The sequence below is a fragment of the Planotetraspora kaengkrachanensis genome, from assembly GCF_016862895.1.
In the GTDB taxonomy this organism is placed as follows: Bacteria; Actinomycetota; Actinomycetes; order Streptosporangiales; family Streptosporangiaceae; genus Planotetraspora; species Planotetraspora kaengkrachanensis.
Genome location: NZ_BONV01000050.1, coordinates 58,875 through 82,552, shown reverse-complemented (window position 1 = coordinate 82,552; position 23,678 = coordinate 58,875). Strand labels below are relative to the sequence as shown.

The window sequence follows — 23,678 nt, the reverse complement described above, 5'->3', positions numbered from 1 at the left end:
GGACCGACGAGAGACTGGAGCTGAACATGGGTTTGCTGGACGGTAAGCGACTGCTGGTCACCGGCGTCCTGACCGACTCCTCGATCGCCTTCAACGTGGCGAAGCTCGCCCAGGAGGAGGGCGCCCAGATCGTGCTGACCGGCTTCGGCCGCCTCAGCCTCGTCGAGCGCATCGCCAAGCGCCTCCCCGAGCCCGCCCCGGTGCTCGAGCTGGACGTGCAGAACACCGAGCACCTCGACACCCTGGCCGCCCGCGTCGGCGAGCACGTCGGCGGGCTCGACGGCGTCGTGCACTCCATCGGCTTCGCCCCGCAGACCGCCCTGGGCGGCAACTTCCTCAACACGTCGTGGGAGGACGTCTCCACCGCCCTCCACGTCTCGACGTACTCCTTCAAGTCGCTGGCCGTCGCCTGCCTCCCGCTCATGAAGGACGGCGGCGCGATCGTCGGCCTCGACTTCGACGCGACCAAGGCGTGGCCGGTCTACGACTGGATGGGCGTCGCGAAGGCCGGGCTCGAGTCGGCCTCGCGTTACCTGGCCCGCGACCTCGGCAAGCACGGCATCCGGGTCAACCTGGTCGCGGCCGGCCCGCTGCGGACGATGGCGGCGAAGAGCATCCCCGGCTTCGGCGAGTTCGAGGAGAGCTGGCCCGCCAAGGCTCCCCTCGGCTGGGACCTCACCGACACCGCCCCGGCGGCCAGGGCGTGCGTCGCGCTGCTGTCGGACTGGTTCCCCGCGACCACGGGCGAGATCGTGCACGTCGACGGCGGCGTGCACGCGATGGGTACCTGATCGTTCTCAGAACGCCGGTGGGACCTCGCCCGAACCTCTGACGATCAGTTCCACCGGCACGGTCACCTTCCGCACCTCGGTCGCCGGGTCGGCGATGCGTGCCCGGAGCATCTCGATCGCGGTGCTGCCGATCGCGTCGGTGTCCTGGGCGATCACGGTGAGGTCCGGCCGCAGCAGCGTGGCGAGCTCGGAGTCGTCGAAGCCGATCAGCGCCACGTCCACGGCGTCCGTGCCGAGCTGCCGGAGCACCTCCACGCTGAGCTGCGCGTTGCCCGTGACGATCGCCGTCGCGGGCGCCGGCCCGGCGAGGGCGGCCCGCACGGCCTCGCGGATGCGCCCGCTCTCCACCTGACCCGTGTGCAGCATCGTGCCGAGGGCGCCGCCGTGCGCCGCGACGCACTCGCGGAAGGCCATGGCACGTTCCCGCGCCGTGTAGATCCGCTCGTCGTCGCCGATGTAGGCGATGCGGTCGTGGCCGTGCCGTACGAGATGGCGGTAGGCCGTCTCTATGCCCGACCTGTTGTCGGACAGCACGCAGTCGACGTCGAGGCCGAGCACGGGACGGTCGACGGCGACGAGCGACAGGCCCGCCTCAAGCTCCGGGACCAGATAACCGTGGTCGTCGCCGATCGGCTCGAGGACGATGCCGTCGAACCGGCGGCGGCACATTGACTCGACGACGTGCCTTTCGAGGGTCTCGTCGTCCTCGGTCGAGGCGGCGAGGACCATCAGGTCGGCCGCCCGGGCGGCGCGTTCCACCGCGCGCAACACCGGGTTGACGTGGGACAGCTGGCGCACGGCCGCGCCGAGGGTCCCGGTGACGCCGAGGCGCAGATGCCGTGCGCGCTCGTCGGGGCGGTAGCCGAGGACGGCGATGGCCGTCCGCACCCGCTGGACGAGTTCGGGACCCACGGTGGAATCCTGATTGACGACGCGTGAGACCGTCCGGAGCGCCACGCCGGCCTCCCTGGCGACGTCGACCATGGTCGGTCTCCGGTTGCGGCGTCCGCCGCTCACCTTTCCCCCCATGAGCTCATGATCTGCATGATCGCCACTATCGGCCATTCCGGAGGGATTACGACTGTCGTGACCAACTTGTTGCAAGCCTCGCTCTTTGAAACGTCTGAGTAACACTCTACCTTTCGAGATAACGTTATCTCAGCTTGGCTTCGGGGAGCCCCTCATTGGCAAGGGAGGTCTGTGCTGTGCGCAGATCGATAGTATTTTGCCTGGTCACAACGCTTGCTGTGGCCGGATGCGGCGTCGGTGAGAAGCCGGCGGCGACCCCGGCGTCCGGCGGGAAGGTCGAGCTGTCCTTCCTGGTTTTCGAGACGCCGAACCTGAACGCGGCCTTCTGGGACGCGGCCATCGCACGGGCCTCGGCGAAGGTCCCGGGCGTCACCATCAAGAAGCTCGTCACGCCCAACGTCGACCGCACCGGCTACGCCAAGCAGCTGGACGCCTCGGGCCACCTCCCCGACATCCTGCAGTCGGTCAACCCCGCGGGCTTCGCCGAGGCCGGGAAGCTCGCCGCCTTCACCGACGACGAGCTGAAGAACTTCATCGCCCCCAAGGCGGGCGCGGTCGACGGCAAGGTCTACCAGCTGCCGTACAACACGCAGGTCATCCCGGTCGTCTACTACAACAAGGACGCCTTCGAGAAGGCCGGCATCACCGAGACGCCGAAGACCTACCAGGACCTGCTCGACGTCAGCGCCAAGCTCAAGGCGAAGGGCGTCACGCCGTTCGTCGTCGGCGGCGGCGGCGCCGACACCTGGGCCGACATGTACCCGCTGACCGGGACGGTCGCCACCGACGTCTACGCCAAGACGCCCGACTTCCTCACCCAGCGCAAGGACGGGAAGGTGAAGTTCGCCGACGCCGACTTCACCAAGGCCGCGCAGAAGGTCGCCGACCTGGCCAAGCAGGGCTACATCGACCCGGCCGGCCTGAGCCGCTCCTACGCCGACACCGAGCAGGCCTTCCGCGACGGCAAGGGCGCCATGTACCCGATGGGCTCCTGGTTCGCCACCTCGGCGGACAACAGCAAGCCGGACTTCGAGGTCGGCGCCTTCCCGTGGCCCTCCGACGACGGCACCCCGGTCACCCCCACGTTCACCGGCGGCGGCACGTCGGTCAGCGCCTCGGCCCCGAACGTGGAGCTGGCGAAGAAGTGGGCCCTCGCGTTCGACGAGGACAAGGAGAACAACGACGCCTTCGTCAAGCTCGACGGCTCCATCCCGGCGATCAAGGGCTACACCCCACCGGCCGACATGGGCCCCGTCTACCAGGCGACCGTCGCCATCTACCAGCAGGGCATGAAGGACAACTCGATCGTCAACGCCTTCTCGCAGGAGACCGGTGACGGTTCGTTGCCCCCCGGCCTCGCCGACAAGTCCGCCCTGGGCGTCCAGGACCTGATCACCGGCAAGAAGACGGCCGGCGAGTTCGCGTCCTACCTCGACGACCAGTGGACCAAGGCGACCCAGTAGGACCAGGCTCGCGTCTCATGACAGAAACCCAGCACGGCACGCGCGGCGAGGCTCGCCCCGCCGCGCCCCGTCCATCACCGGCCCCCGGGGCAGGAGGCACCGCCCGCGCACGGCGGCGCTCCTCCACCCGCATCGGGCCCAAACTCGGCCGTTTCAGCCTGTTCGCCCTCCCGGGGCTGCTGGCGTACGTGGTGTTCGTCCTGATCCCGATCGGCATGACGGGCTACTACAGCTTCACCAACCGCAACCCCTTCAACCCGCCGACGAAGTGGGTGGGGCTGCGCAACTACGGTGACCTGCTCGGCGACCAGGAGTTCCGCCAGGCCCTGGTCAACACGGTGATCATCACAGTGATCGTCGCGGTTTTCGCCAACGTGGGCGGTCTGCTCATCGCGATGCTGCTCGACCGGCCGACCAGGCTCTATGTGGCGCTGCGCGCGATCTTCTTCACGCCCGTGGTGCTCAGCGCGGTCGTCATCAGCGTCATCTGGCAGGCCGTGCTCACCGACGACGGCCTGCTGAACTCGTTGCTGCGCGGCATCGGGGTCGACGACCCACCAGGGTGGCTGTCCGATCCGGACCTCGCCCTGTACTCGATCGCGTGGATCATCACCTGGCAGATGCTCGGCTTCTGCGTCGTGGTCTACCTGGCCGGCCTCCAGGGCGTCCCGCGTGAGCTGCAGGAGGCGGCGTCGATCGACGGGGCCGGACGGTTCGCCAGGTTCCGCAACGTCACGTGGCCCATGCTGGCCCCGGCTCTGACGATCAACACGGTGATGCTCCTGATCACGGGATTCAAGGCCTACGACCAGATCCAGGTGATCACGAACGGCGGGCCCGGCGCCGGCACGACCAGCACCATGGCCTTCCAGGTCGTGCAGACCGCCTTCAACGGAAACCACATCGGCTACTCCTCGGCGATGGCGGCGGTGATGCTCGCGCTGGTCGCGACCGTCTCGGTGGTCACGCTGAGGCTGCTGCAGCGACGCGAGGTGACGCAGTGATGGACGACCGTACGCATTCGTGGCTGCGGCCGCTCGTGGCGGTCTTCGTCGGGGCCGCGTTCTTCCTGCCGCTCTACCTGGTGGTCGTCAACGTGTTCAAGCCGGGCGCGGAGATCGTGCCGCACCCGGCCGCCCTGCCGCTGCCGCCGACGCTGGACAACGTCGACGCCGTCCTGTCCAGGCCCGACAACCTCTTCACGTTCGGCCTGATCAACAGCATCGCGGTCACCGCGCTGTCGATCACCATCCTGACGGTGTTGTCGGCCATGCTCGGCCACTACCTGGCCAGGTCGAAGCGCGTGCTCGCCAAGGTCGCCATGGTGACGCTGCTGTGCGGGCTGATGATCCCGGTGCCGGTGATCCTCGAGCCCATCACCGGCGTGCTCAAGACCCTGGGCCTGATGACCACCCTGCAGGGCCTCATCCTGGTCAACGTCGGCTACTACGTGCCGTTCGGCGTGCTGCTGTTCATGGGGTTCGTCAGGTCCGTCCCCCTGGAGCTGGAGGAGGCCGCCGAACTCGACGGCGCGAGCAAGCTGCGCGTGTTCTGGCAGGTGGTCTTCCCGCTGCTGCGGCCGGCGTCGGCGAGCGTGCTGATCTTCCTCGGCGTGTGGATCTGGAACGACTTCCTGACCCCGCTCATCCTCCTCGGGCCCGACAGCGGAACCACCGTGACCGTCGGCGTCTACCGGGCCATCGGTCAGCACCAGTCGGACTTCGGCGCGGTGTTCGCCTTCATGTTCCTCGCCACGCTGCCGATCCTCGTCTTCTACCTCGCCCTGCAGAAGAACTTCGTGAAGGGCCTGACCGGCGGGGCCGTCAAGGGATAGCACCCGTTTCCGCCGCCGTTACCCGTTCCCACTCGAGCAAAGGCTCTTCATGCTGACGATCGACGCCGTCGAGTCCACCGAGCTCTTCGTCGGTCCCGACGACGCCCCCCGCCAGGTCCTGCGCGTGCGGACCTCGGCGACCTCGCCCGCGGAGCGAGTCGACCTGGCCGTCTCCGGCGGGGCCGCGGGCACGTTGTCCGGGGTGCCGGGCACGGGGACGCACGAGATCCCCGTGACCACCGCCGCCGCCCCGGGAAGCGTCGTGGAGGTGACCGTGGAGGTCACGGGCGGGGACCGCACGGCGTCGGCACGGGCCGGCCTCACCGTCGCGGAGCCGGGCTGGACGGTCTTCCTCGTCTCCCACTTCCACTACGACCCGGTCTGGTGGAACACCCAGGCCGGTTACGCCAGCGAGTGGGACGCGCTGCCGGACGCGCAGGACGTGCGGATGAGCTTCCAGTTCACCGCCTTCCAGCTCATCGACGCGCACCTGGAGCTCGCCAGGCGCGACGCCGACTACCGCTTCGTGCTCGCGGAGGTCGACTACCTCAAGCCCTACTGGGACGCCTTCCCCGAGAACCGCGAGATCCTGCGCAGGCTCGTCGCCGAGGGCCGCCTGGAGATCATGGGCGGCACCTACAACGAGCCGAACACCAACCTCACCGGCGCCGAGACCACGATCCGCAACGCGGTCTACGGCGTCGGGTTCCAGCGCGACATCCTGGGCGGGGAACCCGCCACCGCCTGGCAGCTCGACGCGTTCGGGCACGACCCGCAGTTCCCCGGCCTGATGGCCGACGCCGGCCTGACCTCCAGCGCGTGGGCGCGCGGGCCGTTCCACCAGTGGGGGCCCTCGCTGCAGATGGGCACCTACGACACCCCGCACGGCGACCCGTCCGGGATGCAGTTCCGCAGCGAGTTCGAGTGGATCTCGCCGAGCGGGCGCGGCCTGCTGACCAACTTCATGGCCGCCCACTACAGCGCCGGCTGGTCGATGGACTCGGCGCAGACGCTCGCCGACGCCGAGGAGTCGGTCCACGGGCTGTTCCTGCGGATGAAGAAGGTGGCGGCCACGCGGAACGTGCTGATCCCCGTCGGCACCGACTACAGCCCGCCCAACAAGTGGCTGACCGAGATCCACCGTGACTGGAACTCCCGCTACACCTGGCCCCGCTTCCTGTGCGCGCTGCCCCGCGACTTCTTCGGCGCCGTCACGGCCGAGCTCGCCGCGACCGGAGCGCGGCTGTCGCCGCAGACGCGGGACATGAACCCGGTCTACACCGGCAAGGACGTCTCCTACATCGACACCAAGCAGGCCCAGCGTGCCGCGGAGAACGAACTGCTCGACGCGGAGAAGTTCGCGGCGCTGGCCTGCCTGACGGGCGGCGCGGCCTACCCCGAGGCCGCCCTGGACAAGGCCTGGCGGCAGCTCGTGTACGGAGCGCACCACGACGCGATCACCGGGACCGAGTCCGACCAGGTCTACCTCGACCTGCTGGCGGGCTGGCGGGAGTCGTACGACCTGGCCGGCCGGGTGCACGACGCCGCGTTGCGCCACCTCGCCGCGCGCGTCGACACCCGCGCCGCGTCCGGGGACCGCGCCGTCGTCGTGTTCAACGCCATGGCCTGGCCGCGCACCGACGTCGTCCGCGTCACCGTGCCCGCCCCGTTCCACGGTCTGACGGACGAGGACGGCGCCGCCGTGCCCGTCGTCGTCGAGCGTGAGGACGACGACGCGGCCGACGTGGTGTTCGTCGCCGACGAGGTCCCCTCGGTGGGCTACCGCACCTATCACCTGGCGGCGTCGGGTACTCCCGAGGCCGCGGGCTGGCGGCCGCACGGCTCGCCGGTCATCGCCAACGAGCACCACCGGCTGACGGTCGACCCCGGGCGCGGGGGTGCCGTGCGCAGCCTGGTCGACCTGGCGACCGGCGACGAACTCATCACGCCAGGCGAGGTGGGCAACGAGATCGTCGTGTACGACGAGTACACCGAGCATCCCGTCTTCCGGGAGGGGCCCTGGCACCTGCTGCCCACCGGGGTGTCGGCAGGTTCGGCGTCCGCGCCGGCCCTGTCCGTCGTCGCCGAGCGTTCTGAGCTGGGCGAGCGCGTCACGGTCACCGGGTCGATCGGCGCGCTCGGCTACACCCAGGTGATCACCTTGTGGCGGGGGGTCGGCCGGGTCGACTGCAGCACCCGCCTCGACGGCTTCGACGGCGAGGACAAGCTGGTGCGGCTGCGCTGGCCGTCCCTCGTGGACGGCGCGCGGCCGGTCTCCGAGGTCGGTCACGCGGTCGTCGGGCGCTCCTTCGCGCATCCGGACGTCGACGCCGCCCTGCATCCCTGGACGCTCGACAACCCCGCCTACCAGTGGTTCGGCCTGAGCTCCATGGCCCGAGTCGTGCTGCGGCCCGACGACGGCGGGCCGGTCAGGTCGCACGCCCTCGGCGTCGCCGAGATCGTGGTGCCGCGCGAGAGCGACGCCGCCGAGCTGGGCCGCGACATGGCCGTCCGGCTCGCCCAGTCGGGCGTTACCGCGACGTGCACGCACGCGGAGGGCAACAGGTACGGCCTGCTGTCGTTCGACTCCAACCTCCCCGACGTCCGGATCGTGGTGGGCGGACCCGCCGACAACGAGTTCACCGCCGCCGTCCTCGCGGCCGCCGGTCCCCGCTATGCCCGGGAGCTCGAGCGCGCTCTCGAAGCCGAGGGCCGGGCCCTGATCTGGATCCCCGCAACCAGGCCGGTCACGGAGGTCTTCCACCCGGAGGCCGACCTCCGGGACCCCGGCGACCTGCCGGTTCTCGTGGTCGCGTCGACGAGCGACATCCGGGAGGCCGTCGCGGACCTGGTCGCCGACCTCGCCGACAGCGTGATCGAGGTGAGCCAGCCGTCCGAGCTGTTCGGCGAGGACGTCCTCGACCACCGGACCGTCGCCGTGCTGAACCGGGGCGTGCCCGGCTTCGCGGTCGACACGCGGGGACGCCTGCACCTGTCGCTCATGCGCTCGTGCACCGGCTGGCCCTCCGGCGTGTGGATCGACCCGCCGCGGCGGACCGCCCCGGACGGGAGCGGCTTCCAGCTCCAGCACTGGACCCACACCTTCGACTACGCCGTCGCGTCGGGGGCGGGGGACTGGCGGGACGCGGGCATCGTGGCCCGCGCGCACGACTTCAACCACCCGCTGCGCGCCGTCGTGGAGGAGCCGCACGAAGGGCGCCTGCCGTCCTCTGCCGCACTGCTGAACGTGGAGGGCGGCGCGGTGCTGGCCGCCTTCAAGGCCGCGGGCAACCCCACCGCGCACGGCCGGGCACGGCCCGCCGATCCGCGCGACGGCGTCACCGCCCGCCTGTACGAGCCCCACGGACGTGAGGCGTCGTTCACCCTCGGCTCTCACGTGCCGTTCACGGAGGCCGCGCTCGCCGACGTCCTCGAGGTCGAGACCGGCGAGGCCAAGACCCGCGACGGCGTCCTCCACGCCGACATCGGCCCCAGCCAGGTCGCGACGTACGTGCTGCGGACCCGGCCTGACGACGCCGCGGCGCCCGCCGGCCACGCGGACGGGGCCCTGGGCCGGCTCGGCCCGGCGGCCGAGCCGGCCCAGCCGGTCTTCTCCCGATTCTGGCTGCACAACCGGGGCTCGGCGCCGCTCGGCTACCAGCCGATGAGCGTGCACGTCCGCGCCGCCTCCGAGGACCTCCTCGCGGACGGCCCCGCAGGGCTGCGCGTGACCCTGGCGAGCGACCTGACAGACGCGGCCGGGGAGGGGGAGGTGTCCGTCGTGGTCCCCGAGGGCTGGGACGCCTCCCCCCGGGACCGGCCCGTACGGCTGGGCCCGGGCGGCTGGACGGAGTTCGACGTCGCCCTGACCCCGCCGGCGGGCGCCGGGCCCGGGCCGTGGCCCGTCGCGGTCCGGCTCGCGTACGACGGCCAGGAGCACGAGGACGTCGTCTTCGTCGACGGCGACGGCCGTCCGGCCCGGGGCGGCGACGCCGGCCTGCTCGAGGTCGAGGTGCCTGCCGACGGACTGGAGCTCACACCGGGGCGGCGAGGTTCGTGGACGGTCCGGCTGCGCAACCAGGCCGCCTTCGACATCAGGGGAGAGGCCCAGGTGATCAGCCCCTGGGGCACGTGGGACCTCGTCGGCCCCGGCGTCCACCCCGTCGCGGTGCCCGCAGGGGGCACCGCCGAGCTCGAGATCGAGGCCGGCGCGCCCCTGGACGCGCGGCCCGGCACCTGGTGGGTCCTCGTGAAGTGCATGTGGTTCGGCCGGGTGTCGTACTCGCCCGCCGTCCCGTTGCGCGTACGGGACGGCCGGTGATCGCCGCGATCGTGGCGGGCGCCCCCATCACCGTCGACGAGGTCGAGCGCCGCGTGGCGGCGCTCCGCGACGGGCGGCGCGGCGACCTGCTGCCGGCGGACGGCACGACGGAGGGGCGCCAGCTGCGCCGCTGGGTGACCCAGGTCATGGTCGCCGAGCGCGTGGTCGCGGACGAGGCCGCCCGGCGCGGCGTCGTCGCGCCCCCGGATGCTCCGCCCCTGCCGCTCGACGCGGTCGCGAGGCTGGAACTCGGCAGCGTCGTCGCGGCCGTCCTGTCGGCGGACCCGCTCGCCCAGGCGCTCTACCGCGACATGACGGCGGACGTGACGGTCCCCGAGCCGGACGTGCTCCGTTACTACGCCGAGAACCGGGACCGATACCGGACCAGGACCGCCAGGCTGGTGACCCACCGGCGGGACGGCAGACCGGTCAACGGGGGCCGGTGGTACGCCGTGTCGCCGGGCGAACTGCCCGAACCGGCGGTCCAGGCGGTGTTCTCCGCGCCCGAGGGCTCCCACGTGGGCCCGTTCGACGGCCACACCTTCACCGTCGGCCCGCTCCAGGGCCAAGAGATCAGCTTCGAAAAGGTGGCACAGGCCATCAGGGCGTCGTTGCTCGCCGCGCGGCGGCGGCGGCACTTCGCCCTGTGGGCCGACGTCCACTGTGCCCGGGCGCAGCTCATGCCCGGATTCGAACACCCCGGGGACATCGGCCACCCCGACCACACCCACCGCCACTGAGAGGCCCCCATGAGAAGACCGCGAAGAGCAGTCTTAGCCGCAACTCTCACCGCCGCCCTCACCACCTCGCTCCTGACCGCGGGACCGGCCAGGGCCGCGACCCCCACGCCCGACCAGCAGTGGGCCCAGATCCAGCAGATCGTCGGCGCGATCAAGGGACGCTGGACCGACCAGGCCTACACCGGCGCGGTCAGCCGCTCGATGCCCGACACCGCGCTGCTCGGCAACGGCGACGTCGGCGTCACCTCCGCGGGAGGCGACGGCTACAAGACCTTCTACATCTCCAAGGGCGACTTCTGGACCGGCAACCCCGGCCCGTCCTTCGTCGCGCTCGGCTCGGTGACGATCACCCCGGCCTCCGGCACGGGCGGCGGCTCCGGCAACCTCGCGCTCGGCGCGACGGCCACCGCCTCAAGCTCCCACCCGTCGTTCCCGCCGTCCAGGGCGGTCAACGGCGGATGGACGTCCGGCTACGAAGGCTGGGTGTCCGACATCGGCAAGCCGCAGACGCTCACCCTCGACCTCGGCACGGCCAAGACCTTCAACCGGTACGTGCTCAGGCACGACGGGGCGGCACGCCCGGCGGAGACGGCCAACAACTCCAAGAACTGGACCCTTCAGGTCAGCACCGACAAGTCGAACTGGTCCACCGTCGACACCGTCACCGGCAACACCGCGAACGTCACCGACAGGACCTTCGCCTCCCAGACCGTCCGCTACGTCCGCCTGAACATCACCGAGCCGACCCAGGGCACGACCACCGACTCGATCAACAACCCCCGCGGCCGCATCGGCCAGTTCGAGCTGTACAACGGGACCGGCACCTCCACCCCCTCGGGACCGTTCACCGAGGAACAGAACATCCTGAAGGGCGACGTCGAGACGTCGATGACGATCGGCGGCACACCCGTCTCGATGACGACCTGGACCGGCGCGACCGACAACATCGTCGTCACACGCATCAGGTCGCTCGGCTCCTCGACGGTGCGGCTGAAGGTGCAGACCTCGACCGGCTCGCCCGACCCCCGCTCCGGCTTCACGAGCACCTCGGGCGTCTCAGGCAACACCGTCTGGGCCACCCGCCAGACGGCCTCCGGATCGAGGTGGGTCTCGAGGGCGTCCCTCGCCACCCGGGTCGTCGGCGGCGGCCTCGTCGGCGCGCCCACGGCGAGCGGCGCGGCGGGCACGTTCACCTTCGACCTGCCCGCGGGCCAGACGGTGAACATCGTGACCGGCGTCGCCGGAGGCGGCGCCAACCCCGCCGACCCCGCCCCGGCCGCCCGCTCACTGGCCGACGCCCAGAGCGCCGGCTCGGTCGACGGCCTCTACAACGGGCACGTCGACTGGTGGAAGCAGTACTGGCTCAAGTCGTACGTCGACCTCGACGACGACACACTCGAGCGCTTCTACTACGGCTCGCTCTACCTGCTCGGCTCGGCCTCCCGGGCGGGCAAGACCGCCCCCGGCCTGTACGGCATCTGGGCGACGAGCGACTTCCCGCAGTTCAACGGGGACATGCACCTCAACTACAACTGGATGGCCAACTTCTACGGCGTCTACTCGAGCAACCGGCCCGAGCTCGCCCTGCCGTACTTCGACCTGGTGACGGCCTACCTGCCGGAGGCCAGGCGCAGGGCCCAGCAGGACCTCACCCGGGTCAAGCCCGACTACATCAGCAGGCGCTTCCCGAGCGGCGGCGTGCCGAACGGCGTGCTCTTCCCGGTCGGCATCGCCCCGTTCGGCGCCACCGCCGACGACAACTACCACCAGCAGGTGGTGAACTCGCTGTTCACCGCGACCCAGTACATCTCGTACTACGACTACACCCAGGACCGGGCGTTCCTGCAGAACACGGCCTACCCCTTCATGAAGGAGGTCGCCGCGTTCTTCCAGAACTACCTGGAGTTCGACTCCGCCGCCCAGCGGTACGTGTTGTGGTCGGGACCGCACGAGGGCACCTGGGGGAAGAACTCCAGCCCTGACGTCGGGCTGCTCAGGCACCTGCTGACCGCACTGATCAACGCCGGCGCCGACCTGAACGTCGACTCGGGGCCGCGCGCGACCTGGCAGGACATCCTGTCCAAGCTGCCGCCCACGCCGAAGACGACCTACAACGGCCAGACCGTGTACGCGCTCGCCGACCCCGGCACGATCACCGGCGGCGACACCCGCGACATCCACCCCGGCGACAACACCGTCAACCTGGAGTTCGTCCACCCGGGCGAGGTGCTCGGAATCAACGGGCCGGCCGCCGACAGGCAGACCGCCATCACCACGCTCGACGTCATGAACTCCTGGGGCCAGGACAACAGCTTCCCCAAGGTGTTCACCCAGGCCGCCCGCGTCGGCTACCCCGCACAGAGCCTCATCGACAAGCTCAAGGCCCAGATCAACGGCAAGATGGCCGCCAACCTCCGGATCAGCGACCCCTTCCACGGCCTGGAGAAGACGGGGGCGATCGAGGCGATCGACGACATGCTCCTGCAGACCGACGGCGGCGTCACGCGGGTCTTCCCCGTCTGGCCGTCGTCGAAGAACGCCTCCTTCGTCAAGCTCCGTGACAAGGGCGGCATGCTCGTCTCCAGCGCGCGCAGCGGGGGACAGGTGAGCTACGTCGACGTCACCAGCCTCGCCGGCAAGGCCGTACGCCTGCAGAACCCCTGGCCGGGACGCACGGTCAAGGTCGTCAGGACGGGCGGCACGACCGTCACGTTCACCATGTCCGACGACCGGATCAACTTCCCCACCCAGGCGGGCACGACCTACACCGTCACGCCGGCCTGACCTGCCGAGCCGCCGGCCGAGGAAGGTGATGCCTCCTCGGCCGGACCTCGCGGCGGTGTCGCGTTCAGGCGAGCCGGTGGCGCCCCGACCCCCGCGCGGCCCGCGCTCCACCCTCGAACGGGATCGACTCGCGCTGCTCCATCCGGGCGCGCCGTGCCGACACCACGCGCGTGGCGAGCACCGCCGACAGAAGCAGCGCCGCCGTAAGGGCCGTCCCCGCCGCGTCGTACGGCTGGGCCGGGCGGATCCGATCGGTCTTCGACCCGCCCTGGAGTCCGGGGATCTCCTGGTTGCCCGGCCAGAGGAGGGGGATGGCGCCGTCCTCGTCGAGGTTCACCCGCGGGTCAGGCGCGACGTCCTTGCCGCCCGCCGGAGTGAACCGCGGCAGCTCGATCGTGCGGGCCGGCTCCGATGGGAGTGTTCCCGCGGGCGTCCTGACCGGGGGCCGGTTCACGAGCCGCGGCTTCTTGGGAGTGTCAGCCGGTGGCGGCACGGCCTGCTCGCCGTCGCAGTCGCCGCCGAGGCCCAGCAACTCGATGCACGCCCCCGGGGTCGGCTCGGCACCGCCGCCGGGCGTGCCGCCGCCGCCGGATCCGCCGGAACCGGAGCCACCCGTCCCTCCGGAGCCCCCGGACCCGCCGGTCAGCGGGTCCGTGACCTTCTTGACCGTCCCGCCCACGGCGTCGACGGCCGAGTCGACGGTGTCGTCCACGGCCTCCCCGACCTCGCTGACGGCGCCGCCCGTCCCGTCCGTCACACCCCCGACCACGGCGTCGACGCCCTCCGTCACGGGTGCCGTCAGACCGCCCGTCGCGCCGTCGACAACGTCCGTCACCCCGTCGACCGTGTCGTCCACGCCGCCGAGGATCGAGCACAGGCCGCTCGTCACCGTGGAGATCAGGCCGCTCCCCGTGCAGTCGACCGCCTGCGCCGGTTGTGCCGCGACCAAGGGAATCCCACCCGTGAGAGCGAACGCCAATGCCCCGGCAGAGGCATTACGTGCGATCCCCATCTGTCCCCTTCCGTACCACTAACTTCGTCTCGCGCTACTCTTGCCACTCTTCGCCGGAGCACCAAGTTATGCAGCAGCAAGTTGCGATTCGGTATCGATGCGTGATACGTGAGGCCCTCTCTCGTTTTTATTGCGCTCGCTCCGCTCGCGCGGGCTCGGGGCGCCCTTTAGGCCGGGTCTTCCCTCGTCACGTCCTCGCTCGTTCCTCGCTGCGGGCGTTCCTCAGTCCAGATCCCGGCCGCGCCCCGAGCGTGACGGTCTCGCACCGCAGGTCAGTCTCCGTTCCCTCACGACGTCCATGGGCACGAGCAAGGACGCGGGAGCTCATGTCGACACATGAGCAACGTGGAACGCGAGGGGCGCGGCCGTGTCTGGACTGAGGAGTGAGCGGGGAGCGAGGAACGAGCGACTCCGAACGACGAGGGAAGACACGGCCTCAAGGGCGCACCGAGCACGCCGAGCCGGAGGCGAGGCAGACAAGCAGGGCGCCCCGAGCCCGCCGAGCCGGAGGCGAGGCAATCAAACACAGCGCAATTAGACGCTTACATCGTCGAGGGCGTCGCGGATTTCGCGGGGGAGTGTGAGCTGCTCGGCCTCGAGCACGCCGAGCAGTTGGGCGTGGGTGCGGGCGCCGACGATGGCCGACGACACGCCCGGGCGGTCGCGGACCCAGGCGAGGGAGACGGCGAGCGGGGAGACGCCCAGGCCTTCGGCGGCGGTGGAGACGGATTCGACGATGCTGCGGCAGCGTTCGTCGAGATAGGGGCGGACGAACTCGGCGAAGTGCGGGGTCGCCGCCCGGGAGTCGGCGGGGATCCCGGTGCGGTACTTCCCGGTGAGCACGCCGCGCCCGAGCGGCGACCAGGCCAGCACGCCCGCGCCGACGTGGTCGGCCGCCGGGAACACCTCCACCTCCGCCTCACGGGCCAGGAGGGAGTACTCGAGCTGGGCCGCCACCAGGGGTGCGCGTGACTCGCCCGAACGTTGCCGGACGGCCGCCGCCGCGAGTTGCCATCCGGCGTAGTTGCACACCCCGGCGTATGCCGTACGGCCTGTGGAGACGGCGTGGTCGACGGCGGCGAGCGTCTCGTCCAGGGGGATGCGCGGGTCGAACGCGTGCATCTGCCACAGGTCGACCTCGTCGATGCCCAGTCGGGCGAGTGAGGCGTCGAGCGCCCGGATGAGGTGGCGGCGGGAGCCGTCCGCGCCGCCCTCGGGCGTGAGGATCGCCTTGGTGGCGATCACCAGCTCGTCGCGCCGGACGACGTCGCGGATCAGCCGGCCGATCAGCCGCTCGGCGTCGCCCCCGCCGTAGACGTCGGCGGTGTCGATCAGCGTGCCCCCGGCGTCGGCGAACGCGGTGATCTGCGCCGTGGCCTCCTCGGCGGACGTGTCGCGGGCCCAGGTCATCGTGCCGAGGCCGATGCGGGACACGGTCAGACCGCTGCGCCCGACAAATCGCTGATCCATTGCCGGGTAAGACTAGCCGATAGGCTGTCCGGACCATGGACGTACTTCAGGCCACCGTTCTCGGCATCGTCCAGGGGCTCACCGAGTTCCTGCCGATCTCGAGCTCAGCGCACTTGCTCATCGTTCCCAAGCTCGCCGGCTGGTCCGACCCGGGTGCCGCCTTCACCGCGGTCATCCAACTCGGCACGATGGCGGCAGTGGTGATCTACTTCTGGCGCGACATCATCCGGATCTTCACGACCTGGTTGCGCAGCCTGTGGACGCCGGAGCTGCGTCAGGACCTCGACGCGCGGATGGGCTGGTACATCGGCCTGGGCACGATCCCGATCGGCCTGGCGGGGCTGATCTTCAAGGACGCGATCGAGGGTCCCGCGCGCAACCTCTGGCTGAACGCGGTCATGCTCATCGTCTTCGGCCTCCTCCTGCTGGTCGCCGACCAGTTCGGCCGCAAGAAGAAGGAGATCGGCGACCTCAACATGCGCGACGGCCTCATCATCGGCGCGTGGCAGATGCTGCCGCTGATCCCCGGCGCCTCGCGCTCCGGCTCGACGATGACCGGCGCCATGTTCCTCGGCTACACGCGTGAGGCGGCGGCGCGGTACTCCTTCCTCCTGTCGATCCCCGCGGTGATCCTCTCCGGGCTCTTCGAGTTCCGCCACTTCGGTGACGGCGGCGGGGTGCCCCTGGCCCCCACGGTGATCGCCACCGTCGTCTCCTTCATCGTGGGGTACGCCTCGATCGCCTGGCTTCTGCGCTACGTCTCCAAGCACTCCACCAACGTCTTCGTCATCTACCGGGTCTTCGCGGGCGCCTTCCTGCTGACCCTGCTCGGCCTGGGCGTGATCTCCTCGTGACGACCGTCCTGCTCGTACGGCACGGCCTGACGGCCATGACCGGGCCCGTGCTGACCGGGTGGACTCCCGGTGTCCATCTGAACGAGCGCGGGCGCGAGCAGGCGGAGACGCTCGGCCGGCGCCTGGCTCCCCTCGAGCTGGACGCGATCGTCTCCAGCCCGCTGGAGCGCTGCCAGGAGACGGCGGCCGCCGTCGCCGGGGGCAGGTCCGTTCCTGTGCAGACCGACGACAGGTTCGGCGAGTGCGGCTACGGCGAGTGGACGGGCCGGCCGCTGAAGGAACTGGCCGAGGAGCCGCTGTGGCGGGTCGTGCAGGCCCATCCGAGCGCGGCCGTCTTCCCGGGCGGTGAGGCGATGGCCGACGTGCAGAGCCGGGCGGTGCGGGCCGTGCGGGAGTGGAACGAGCGGCTGGGCGAGAAGGCGACCTATCTCGTCTGCAGTCACGGCGATGTGATCAAGGCGATCGTGGCGGACGCCCTCGGGTTGCACCTGGACCAGTTCCAGCGGATAACCGCGGACCCGGCGTCGCTCACCGTGATCCGCTACACCCCCTTGCGTCCCTTCCTGCTCAGATCCAATGACATCGGGGGAGATGTCGCCGATCTGATGCCTCGCGACGAGGTTGCGGGTGAGTCAGGCGGGGGAGAAAACCCCACCGGGAGTGACGCCGCTGTCGGCGGTGGACCAGGGACGACATAGGGTCGGGCTATGCCGGTCTTCGACTATGATCCGCCTGACAGGTTCGTGGCCGGTGCCGTCGGGCAACCAGGAGCACGCGCCTTCTTCCTGCAAGCCCGAGGTCAGGGCAGGGTCACGACCGTGGCGCTCGAGAAATTCCAGGTAGCCGTGCTCGCCGATCGGCTGGACGAGTTGCTTGACGAGGTGCTGCGCCGCAGCGGCGGCCGTGCGCCCGTCCCCGCCATGGCCCCGGCCGACCTGACCGACGAGGGGCCCCTCGACCTTCCCATCGACGAGGACTTCCGGGTGGGGACCATGGCGCTCGCCTGGGACCCCGACACCTCGCAGGTCGTGATCGAGGCCCAGGAGGCCACCGAGGGCGACGAGGACGAAGAGCCGTTCGTCATGGACGTCGACGACGACAGGCCCGAGCCCGCCATCCTCCGGGTCAGGATCAGCCCCGCGGCCGCCCGCGCGTTCAGCCGCCGCGCCCTCGACGTGGTGGCGGCCGGCCGGCCTCCGTGCCCGTTGTGCGGCCAGCCGCTGGACCCCGACGGTCACATCTGCGTGCGCCTCAACGGCCACCACCCCGGGGGGCTGTCGGTGTGAGCGAGATCACGAGGAGCGCCGCCCGCGGGGCGGCCGGGCAGGGAGCCGGATGACGGCCGAGGGCGAGCCGACCCCGGGCGACCTCGACGGGTCAGGGCTGGACGACGAGAGCGCCATGCGGTTGCTGCGCGACGGCACGCTGGAGGTGGCCGGCCGCCTCGTCGAGGCGACGAACATGACGTTGTACTGCTCCATCCGCAATGGCCGGCAGGTGGCCGCGTGCGTCTACAAGCCCGTGCGGGGTGAGCGCCCGCTGTGGGACTTCCCCGACGGCACCCTGGCCGCGCGCGAGGTGGCGGCCTACGAGGTGGCGGCGGCCACCGGGTGGCGGATCGTCCCGCCCACGGTCTACCGTGACGGGCCGTTCGGCCCCGGCATGGTCCAACTGTGGATCGACACTGATCCGGAGGCCGACCTGCTGGCCCTGGTCCGCAGCCGGCACCCGGCCCTGCGGCGGATGGCGGTCTTCGACGCGGTGGTCAACAACGCCGATCGCAAGGGCGGCCACCTGCTGCCGCTGGAGGACGGGCACGTCTACGGGGTCGACCACGGCGTGTGCTTCTCGGCCGACGACAAGCTGCGCACGGTGTTATGGCAGTGGCGGGGCAAGCAGTTGTCCCGGGACGCGGTGACGATGCTGACCGCCCTGGAGCGCGACCTGGAGCGCGGACGGCTGGGCAGGCGGCTGCGTGAGCTGCTCACGCCCGCCGAAGTGGAGGCCACGTGGTTGCGGGTCGAACGGTTGCTCAAGACCGGCATCCACCCGTATCCGTCAGAGGACTGGCCGGCGATTCCATGGCCGCCGATCTAGCACTTGCGCGAAATGCTCTGATTGTGCACTCTGCAGGAGTCTCTACCGATTCTGGAGGGAACGCACGTTGTGTACGGTCATTGTGAGCGTGGAGCCGGAATCCGAGGTTCCGGTGCTCCTCGTCGGGGTGCGTGACGAGTTCGTCACGCGCCCGTGGTTGTCGCCCGACCGGCACTGGCCTGATCGGCCGGGCCTGATCGGCGGCCGCGACCTTCAGGCCGGCGGCACGTGGCTCGCGGCGGCGCCCGCCGCGCGGAGGGTCGCCGTGCTGCTCAACGGCCATGGGACCCCCGCGGCCGAGGAACTGCGCCGCACACGCGGCGATCTGCCGCTCGAGGCGGCGGAGGCGGGCGAACTCCCGCCCATCGAGCTGTTCAGGTACGACCCCTTCCATCTCGTCGTCGCCGGTCTGGACGGCGTGCGGCTGTGGAGCTGGGACGGCGAGCGGCTCGCCGAGGACAAGCTGCCGCGGGGCGTCCACATGCTGGTCAACAGCGGCTGGGAACAGGGTGACGATCATCCCCGGGTCGCGGCCTTCCGCCCGGCCTTCGCGTTCGCGCAGCGCCCGCGATGGCTGAACGGAGGATCCCCGGATCGTTTCTGGGGAGAGTGGCTCGAGCTGGCGTCGGGCGCCGGGCTGGCCGCCGACGACCCCCGGGCGCTGATCTTCCGGCACCGGCTGGAGGACGGCCGGGTCTTCGCGAGCCTGTCCGTGAGCCTCGTCGCGGTGGCCGAGGAGGGCATGCGCTTCGACTTCCTGCCCACGCCGGGGGACCCCTCGTCCTGGTACCGGGTGCACACGGGTGATCCCGCCTGAGCCGAGCCCGCGGTCACGCGGATAGGCTGCACAACATGCGATCGTGGTCTGCGCCGAACATCCCCAAATTGCCCGGTTCGGGCGTTCCGCTCCGTCTGTACGACACCGCCGCCCGCGACGTGCGCGAGACCAGGCCGTCGGGACAGGCGCGGATGTACGTCTGCGGCATCACGCCGTACGACGCCACCCATCTGGGGCACGCCAACACCTATCTGGCCTTCGACCTTGTCAACCGGGCATGGCGGGACGCCGGCCACGAGGTCCACTACACCCAGAACGCCACGGACGTGGACGATCCGCTGCTCGAGCGCGCCCAGGCGACCGGCGTGGACTGGCAGGACCTGGCCGGGCGCGAGATCGACCTGTTCCGTTCCGACATGGAGGCCCTGCGGATCCTGCCGCCCCGGGATTACGTCGGGGTGACCGAGGTCGTCGACGAGATCGCCGCCCTCGTGGGCAGGCTCAGCGAGCGGGGCGCGACCTACCGGCTCGACGGCGACGTCTACTTCTCCGTGGCGGCCGCGCCCAAGTTCGGCGCGGTGTCGGGCTACTCGGAGGAGCAGATGCTCGAGCTGTTCCGCGAGCGCGGCGGCGACCCCGACCGGCCCGGCAAGCGCCATCCGCTCGACTGGCTGCTCTGGAGGGCCGAGCGGCCCGGTGAGCCGTCCTGGGCGTCGCCGTTCGGCCCCGGCCGTCCCGGCTGGCACGTCGAATGCACGGCCATCGCCCTGCGGAACCTCGGCAGCGGCTTCGACGTGGCGGGCGGCGGCTCCGACCTGATCTTCCCGCACCACGAGATGGGCGCCTGCGAGGGCCATGTGGCCACCGGGGAGTGGCCGTTCGCCCGGGCCTACGTGCACGCGGGCATGGTCGCGCTCGACGGCGAGAAGATGTCGAAGTCGAAGGGCAACCTCGTCTTCGTCTCCAGGCTCCGCCCCGTGACCGATCCCATGGCCGTACGGCTGGCGCTGCTGGCCCACCACTACCGGTCCGACTGGGAATGGACGCCGGGGCAGCTCGAGCGGGCCGAGGAGCGCCTCGCCCGGTGGAGGGCGGCGGTCGGCCGCGCGTCCGGCCCGGACGGCCTGGCGGTGCTGGCCGGGGTCAGGGAGCGGATCGCCGACGACCTCGACGCTCCGGGCGCCCTCGCCCTCATCGACGAGTGGGCCGCCGGGGAGGGCGCGGACACGACCGCCCCCGCCCTGGTGCGGGACATCGCCGACGCCCTGCTCGGCGTCGAGCTCTGAGCACCGCTCAGGGGCGCGGGCCGGCCGTCCACGGATGATCGTGGGGTCCCAGCCCAGGGCCGTGGTCGTAGGCCCTGAGCGGCCGCTGCAGATGCGCCGGTCCTTCGATGATGAGGCCGGGCGCGGCGAGCAGGGCCGGGTCCGGCGGTGAGGCGTCCGGCAGGGCGAGGCGCGCGTCGTCCGACCGGCCTCGCCCGCCGAGCTTGCGGGCCACGTCCTCGCGGAGCTGGGGGAGGTATCCGTAGAGGCGGTCACCCGGGCAGGACGTGGAGTTGAGGTCCCGGTGCCCGATGATCGCCTTGGCGGGGTCCAGCTGGTAGACCTCGCACAGCCAGGCCAGCAGGCTGGTCAGGGAGGCGAGCTGGCCCTCGGTGGGCAGGTCCTCCATGTACGTGCCCTCGGTCTCGATGCCGAGGGTGTGGCGGTTGTGGTCGGCGACCTGGGCGCCCATGACGTGCCTTCCCTCCTCGATGGCGGGCAGCGTCCTGTTGCGGCCCTCCATGATCTGGCCGCCCCGGCTGACGGTGAACTGCTCGCCGATGTCCGCCCAGTCGTTGTGGCGCATGTGGTAGCGCTGGATCGCCCGGGACAGCCGGAACGCGGCGTCCAGGCTCTGGTCGCTCGTGTTGGACGTGGCCGTGTGATGGACGACGAGCCGGTCGGGAGTCCGGTTGAGGATCACCGCCCTGGTCTTGGGCGGCGCCGCGTGCCACTCGCTGCGCGTGTAGATGCGCGGGCGAGCGGGCCCTCCGGAGAACGCCTGAGCCGACGCTCCGAGCAGCAGGCCGCCGGCCAGCCCGGTCCCGGCGAGCAGAAACGCCCGGCGGGTGACGGGCGTTTCGCGCAGCCTCAGGCCGAGCTGAGAGAACGCGGACATGACCCTCCCAAGTGAGCGGTGGACTTCGGGGGTCCACATCCGTCGGGAGGTTGCGTCGATATCCCCGGCCTCTGCGTTCGCTATTCCTCTCCGCAGCAAACCGGTCCTTTGTCAACCGATATGTCCCGGGAATATTACCGACGCCGAAGGCCTGTCGTCCTGATCGAACACTGAATACCCGGAATGGCATCCCGTGTACATGTCACATGGCCATTGTCCGTTAATGGGGTGAGCGTCGGATCGGCTCAGGGAATGGCGGCCAGGAAACGCCGCTTGTCCTCGTCGGGCAGGGCGTCGATGAACAGCACGCCGTCCAGGTGGTCGGCCTCGTGCTGCAGGACCCTGGCCAGCAGTCCGATCGCCCTCACCGTGATCGGCTTGCCGTACATGTTCCTGCCGCGGACGACCACGGAGAACGACCGGGCCCTCGGCCACCACATGCCCGGCGCGGACAGGCAGGCCTCGTCCGCGACGATCATGCGATGGGACATTTCAAGACGCGGATTGACGATGTGGCCCGCCTTGCCGTCCAGATCGAACGCGAGCACCCGGAGCGGGACTCCGATCTGGGGGGCGGCGAGCCCGGCGCGTCCCGGACCGGCTCGCATGGTGGCGGTGAGTGACCGGACGAGGTCCCTGAGGGACCGGTCGAACACGGTGACGGGTTCGGCTACGCTCCGTAGCACTGGATCTGCGAACATCCGGATCTGACGGACAGTCATGCACGCTCCCCGCGGCGAAGACGACACCACAACGAAAGTCCCCAGTTTGGCGTTGTACCAACCTTTGTTAAATCCGTATTGCATGGGTGATAGGTATATTTCGCGCGTTACGCGAGTGCGACACATGTAACGCTCGCACGGTCACAGAGAGTCAATGTGCGAAACGCGCCTCTCCTAGCTTCGTGATCCTCCCGATCCGACGCAGGAGGAATCATGAGCGTGACCGAGGCAGCGGGGACCGCCCCGGCGAAGGGGCGCTGGATCAGCGAGTGGCGTCCTGACGATCCCGGATTCTGGGTGGGCACGGGCGCCCGGGTCGCCCGGCGCAACCTCGTCCTGTCGATCCTGGCGGAGCACCTCGGCTTCACCCTTTGGACCGTCTGGAGCATCGTCGCGGTCGAACTGGGGGCGTACCGGTTCTCCACCGACCAGCTGTTCTGGATCGTCGCGCTGCCCAATCTCGTGGGGTCGGCCCTGCGCGTGCCCTACACCTTCGCCCCAGCCGTGTTCGGTGGCAGGAACTGGACGGTCGTCAGCGCGCTGCTGCTCCTGGTCCCCGCCGTCCTCCTGGCGGTGGCGGTGGGCGACCCGGGCACGCCGTACTGGGCGTTCCTCGCGATCGCGGCGACCGCGGGCCTCGGCGGGGGGAACTTCGCCTCAAGCATGGCGAACATCAGCCACTTCTATCCCCAGTCGAGACAGGGGTGGGCGCTCGGCCTCAACGCCGCGGGCGGCAACATCGGGGTCAGCTCGGTGCAGTTGCTCATGCCGATCGTGATCGGCGCCTTCGGGCTGGCCGCCGCGGGTCTGTTCTGGGTCCCGTTCATCCTCGCGGCGGCGGTCGGGGCCTTCGCGTTCATGGACAACCTGACCGTCGCGAAGACCGCTCCGAGGGAGCAACTCAAGGTCATCGGCCGAGGGCAGACATGGATCATGTCGATCCTCTACATCGGCACGTTCGGCTCGTTCATCGGCTATTCGACGGCCTTCCCGCTGCTCCTCAAGTCGCAGTTCCCCGGTGAGGCGTCGCTCGTCACGTACGCGTTCGCGGGCTCGCTCCTCGGCTCGCTCGTGCGTCCCCTCGGCGGCAGGCTGTCCGACAGGCTCGGTGGCGCACGGGTGACGTTCGTGAACTTCGCCGCGATGGCCGGCGCGCTGTTGCTGGTCCGGAGCGGGCTCGAGGCGCGCAGTCCCCACCTGTTCTTCGGCGCCTACCTGCTGCTGATCGCCGCGTCAGGCGTCGGCAACGGCTCGACCTACCGCATGATTCCGGCGATCTTCCGGGCGAAGGCACTGGAGGGGGTCGCGCCAGGCGACGAGGCCGCACGCCGGAAGGCCCTGGTGATCGGGCGCAGGGACGCCTCGGCGGCGATCGGGATCATCTCGGCGGTGGGGGCCTTCGGCGGGTTCTTCATCAACCGGGGGTTCGGCGCGTCGATCGCGTCCACGGGGGGCGCCGGAGCGGCACTCATGGCCTTCGCCGCCTTCTACGTGGGATGTCTCGCGCTGACGTGGTTCTGCTATCTGCGGACCGTGGGGCTGCGGCTCGCTCCCAGTCTCGCCGCCGCGCGCCCCTGAGCCCCGTCCGCCCCCCGGGCCTCGCCGCGGCACGCCCGGCGC

19 protein-coding genes are annotated in these 23,678 nt (G+C 70.7%); 14 read left to right on the top strand and 5 right to left on the bottom strand.

Annotated features, from left to right (window positions below):
* Positions 1 to 26: 26 nt before the first annotated feature.
* Positions 27 to 791, top strand: a complete 765-nt coding sequence (gene fabI, locus Pka01_RS36980) for an enoyl-ACP reductase FabI (protein WP_203887651.1) — start codon at positions 27 to 29, stop codon at positions 789 to 791.
* Between the two features lie 6 nt (positions 792 to 797).
* Here the strand turns inward: fabI and Pka01_RS36975 are convergent, their stop codons facing one another.
* A complete protein-coding gene (locus Pka01_RS36975) occupies positions 798 to 1,820 on the bottom strand; it encodes a LacI family DNA-binding transcriptional regulator (protein ID WP_203887650.1) in 1,023 nt (340 codons plus the stop codon).
* A 218-nt stretch (positions 1,821 to 2,038) separates the two neighbouring features.
* On the opposite strand from Pka01_RS36975, the gene Pka01_RS36970 reads away from it, so the two are divergent.
* Genes Pka01_RS36970 through Pka01_RS36945 form a run of 6 tightly spaced genes read left to right on the top strand, consistent with a single transcriptional unit; the run spans position 2,039 to position 12,962 of the window.
* Positions 2,039 to 3,283: an ABC transporter substrate-binding protein gene (locus Pka01_RS36970; RefSeq protein WP_203887649.1), complete on the top strand. Its 1,245-nt coding sequence runs from the start codon at positions 2,039 to 2,041 to the stop codon at positions 3,281 to 3,283.
* Between the two features lie 17 nt (positions 3,284 to 3,300).
* Entirely contained in the window at positions 3,301 to 4,287 is a 987-nt protein-coding gene (locus tag Pka01_RS36965) for a carbohydrate ABC transporter permease (protein WP_203887648.1), read from the top strand.
* Complete coding sequence (locus Pka01_RS36960; RefSeq protein ID WP_203887647.1) at positions 4,287 to 5,117, top strand: carbohydrate ABC transporter permease; 831 nt, start codon at positions 4,287 to 4,289, stop codon at positions 5,115 to 5,117. The genes Pka01_RS36965 and Pka01_RS36960 overlap by 1 nt, the downstream gene beginning before the upstream one ends.
* A gap of 49 nt (positions 5,118 to 5,166) precedes the next feature.
* Entirely contained in the window at positions 5,167 to 9,438 is a 4,272-nt protein-coding gene (locus tag Pka01_RS36955; RefSeq protein ID WP_203887646.1) for a glycoside hydrolase family 38 N-terminal domain-containing protein, read from the top strand.
* Positions 9,435 to 10,178: a DUF7158 domain-containing protein gene (locus Pka01_RS36950; protein WP_203887645.1), complete on the top strand. Its 744-nt coding sequence runs from the start codon at positions 9,435 to 9,437 to the stop codon at positions 10,176 to 10,178. Before Pka01_RS36955 ends, Pka01_RS36950 begins: the two co-directional genes overlap by 4 nt.
* Positions 10,179 to 10,187: 9 nt before the next feature.
* Positions 10,188 to 12,962, top strand: a complete 2,775-nt coding sequence (locus Pka01_RS36945) for a discoidin domain-containing protein (protein WP_203887644.1) — start codon at positions 10,188 to 10,190, stop codon at positions 12,960 to 12,962.
* 64 nt (positions 12,963 to 13,026) lie between these two features.
* Here the strand turns inward: Pka01_RS36945 and Pka01_RS36940 are convergent, their stop codons facing one another.
* Together Pka01_RS36940 and Pka01_RS36935 are read right to left on the bottom strand one after the other, a co-directional pair.
* A complete protein-coding gene (locus Pka01_RS36940) occupies positions 13,027 to 13,911 on the bottom strand; it encodes a hypothetical protein (RefSeq protein WP_203887643.1) in 885 nt (294 codons plus the stop codon).
* A gap of 597 nt (positions 13,912 to 14,508) precedes the next feature.
* Positions 14,509 to 15,444 (bottom strand): aldo/keto reductase, encoded by a 936-nt coding sequence (locus Pka01_RS36935; RefSeq protein WP_203887642.1) that lies wholly within the window; start codon positions 15,442 to 15,444, stop codon positions 14,509 to 14,511.
* A 35-nt stretch (positions 15,445 to 15,479) separates the two neighbouring features.
* Here Pka01_RS36935 and Pka01_RS36930 point away from each other — a divergent pair, with 35 nt between their 5' ends.
* The 6 genes from Pka01_RS36930 to mshC all read left to right on the top strand — a co-directional run bounded on the left by Pka01_RS36930 (position 15,480) and on the right by mshC (position 20,459).
* On the top strand, positions 15,480 to 16,298 hold the full coding sequence (locus Pka01_RS36930) for an undecaprenyl-diphosphate phosphatase (protein ID WP_203887641.1): 819 nt from the start codon (positions 15,480 to 15,482) through the stop codon (positions 16,296 to 16,298).
* Entirely contained in the window at positions 16,295 to 16,996 is a 702-nt protein-coding gene (locus Pka01_RS36925) for a histidine phosphatase family protein (protein WP_203887640.1), read from the top strand. The genes Pka01_RS36930 and Pka01_RS36925 overlap by 4 nt, the downstream gene beginning before the upstream one ends.
* A 9-nt stretch (positions 16,997 to 17,005) precedes the next feature.
* Complete coding sequence (locus Pka01_RS36920; protein WP_203887639.1) at positions 17,006 to 17,584, top strand: DUF3090 domain-containing protein; 579 nt, start codon at positions 17,006 to 17,008, stop codon at positions 17,582 to 17,584.
* A 49-nt stretch (positions 17,585 to 17,633) separates the two neighbouring features.
* On the top strand, positions 17,634 to 18,395 hold the full coding sequence (locus tag Pka01_RS36915) for an SCO1664 family protein (protein ID WP_203887638.1): 762 nt from the start codon (positions 17,634 to 17,636) through the stop codon (positions 18,393 to 18,395).
* 82 nt (positions 18,396 to 18,477) lie between these two features.
* Entirely contained in the window at positions 18,478 to 19,212 is a 735-nt protein-coding gene (locus Pka01_RS36910; protein ID WP_308442318.1) for an NRDE family protein, read from the top strand.
* A gap of 35 nt (positions 19,213 to 19,247) precedes the next feature.
* On the top strand, positions 19,248 to 20,459 hold the full coding sequence (mshC, locus tag Pka01_RS36905; protein ID WP_203887636.1) for a cysteine--1-D-myo-inosityl 2-amino-2-deoxy-alpha-D-glucopyranoside ligase: 1,212 nt from the start codon (positions 19,248 to 19,250) through the stop codon (positions 20,457 to 20,459).
* Positions 20,460 to 20,466: 7 nt separating this feature from the next.
* Here the strand turns inward: mshC and Pka01_RS36900 are convergent, their stop codons facing one another.
* Positions 20,467 to 21,336 carry a peptidoglycan recognition protein family protein gene (locus Pka01_RS36900; protein WP_203887635.1) on the bottom strand — a complete coding sequence of 290 codons (870 nt, stop codon included), beginning with the start codon at positions 21,334 to 21,336 and terminating at the stop codon, positions 20,467 to 20,469.
* A 245-nt stretch (positions 21,337 to 21,581) separates the two neighbouring features.
* Positions 21,582 to 22,058: a peptide deformylase gene (locus Pka01_RS36895; RefSeq protein WP_203887634.1), complete on the bottom strand. Its 477-nt coding sequence runs from the start codon at positions 22,056 to 22,058 to the stop codon at positions 21,582 to 21,584.
* Between the two features lie 213 nt (positions 22,059 to 22,271).
* Here Pka01_RS36895 and Pka01_RS36890 point away from each other — a divergent pair, with 213 nt between their 5' ends.
* Entirely contained in the window at positions 22,272 to 23,636 is a 1,365-nt protein-coding gene (locus Pka01_RS36890) for an MFS transporter (protein WP_203887633.1), read from the top strand.
* Positions 23,637 to 23,678: the final 42 nt, after the last annotated feature.